The 1,743-nt window shown below is 32.4% G+C and carries 2 protein-coding genes; both read right to left on the reverse strand.

Annotated features, from left to right (window positions below; all coding sequences use genetic code 11):
* Positions 1–908: 908 nt before the first annotated feature.
* Entirely contained in the window at positions 909–1,205 is a 297-nt protein-coding gene (locus tag REG_RS10505; protein ID WP_141553691.1) for a hypothetical protein, read from the reverse strand.
* Positions 1,206–1,257: 52 nt separating this feature from the next.
* On the reverse strand, positions 1,258–1,710 hold the full coding sequence (locus REG_RS10510) for a GNAT family N-acetyltransferase (RefSeq protein ID WP_006705629.1): 453 nt from the start codon (positions 1,708–1,710) through the stop codon (positions 1,258–1,260).
* Between the last annotated feature and the right edge of the window lie 33 nt (positions 1,711–1,743).

Consider the following 1,743-nt stretch of genomic DNA (forward strand, 5'->3'; position numbering starts at 1 on the left):
CGTTGTCTATTACTTAATCTCGCTGTTGAACAGAATAAAATTTAGGGTGTCTGTAGGAGCTAAGGGAGTTCCATTTAACATATCTGGAAGATTCACACTTTGCGGACGTCTAACTACTGACGGTGTTGCATTGTTTGAAGACAGAAATATATCGCTGATATCTATTGACTTCGAATGAAATCATCATGACAAAAAGATTTATATCGCATCCTATTTTCTCGCGCTTGCAAAAACCGCTCACGTGCGACATGAATCTGTATAACTCGTTGTTATAAAATAGTTTTTTATTTATTTAGATCACCATTTGTATCACCAAATGATCCTAGGATACTGAATAAAAAAGCGTATCTGACAATGTAACAAAGCGTAATGACACGCTGGACACAAATCGTGAGAGGCGTATTCTCCTGATAACCACAAATCGGGTGAGCGCTAGGGAGTCGGTAAGGAGAGCATAAAAAATGTGGGGCAATCCTATGGCTAATCCCGTGCTTTCATCGGTCTTTCTCCGATACGCCTCTCGATTTTCAGAAAATACTAGCCATGTTTGGAGTAGATCAAGAGCATCTTTAAATTCATTAAAATAGTATCAGTGATTTTATTATCACTTAGGAATGATTTGGATTATTGCCCCACCCTTTTTTATGCTCTCCTTCTTAGGCAGAATAGAATTAGAATAATGAACCTCAAAAAAATATTAATACTTAGTGTTAATAGTCAGATTAATAAGCCAAAAAGTTTAATAGCGGATATAATTAATTTTCTCTAACCCTCACTATTTTATATTATCAATAACACTATTTAAAATGCCCCTTAAAAATCACCATTAGATCAGATTGAACCAAGAAATAATAAAAAGGTAACGACTAAATTATTTTTTATTTTTATCACTATGGAGATTTATATTATCAGAACAAAGGAATTTCTTTTCTACCCTTAAACGCTGGCGAGGTATTGTAATCAATTCCTCCTTTTATATTATAAAAATCGAAAAAATATTTTATTTTTGCGCCGGTAAATTCTTCTTTTCCAGTAAAATTAGTAGCCGTTACAAATGAATGTTGTGGTAATTTTTCAAGATCTGAAACATTAATTCTAATATTTTTTTCATCTTTTAATTTTACGTCAAAATAATTTACATTTGCGTAACAATTAAAAATAAAAAATACAGTCAAACAAATCATAATTTTATTAAAAAATTTCACTTTTTCACCATAGAAATAATTTATGTACATTAATTAGAGTTTTACTCGTTATTCATTTAGAAGATAAATGCTGCTTCGTATAAATAATTTGAGTCCCATACTCATCAAGCTCCCCTTTTTTCCAACCTTGTCTTTGATAGAATTCTTCTGCCTTAGATAGAGGGTCTGTTGTCAGTTTAATTTCCTTGGCTCCGTTAAAAAACATCCATTCTGTAACTTTTTTAAGTAAACATTTACCTATCCCTTGTGATTGATACTCTGGTTTAACAAAAAGTCCACCGATTATTGGATCAGGAATGAAAATCCCCATACAAAAGCCAACATATTCATTTCCATTTTTGCATATCCACCCCCCTCCTTGAGTTATATCATCAAGGGCCTGATTTCGTAATAAATACTGTATCTGATGAGGGTGCACAATATTTTCTTCAACAGAGAACCTAATTTCATAAAAATAAGGGAGATGGTGTTTACGAAGCTGTTCAACGACGAATTTTTTATCCATTGTTTTCTATCTCTTAGAAACCAAAATTACTTC

It is taken from the genome of Candidatus Regiella insecticola LSR1 (assembly GCF_000143625.1).
Taxonomy (GTDB): Bacteria; Pseudomonadota; Gammaproteobacteria; order Enterobacterales; family Enterobacteriaceae; genus Regiella; species Regiella insecticola.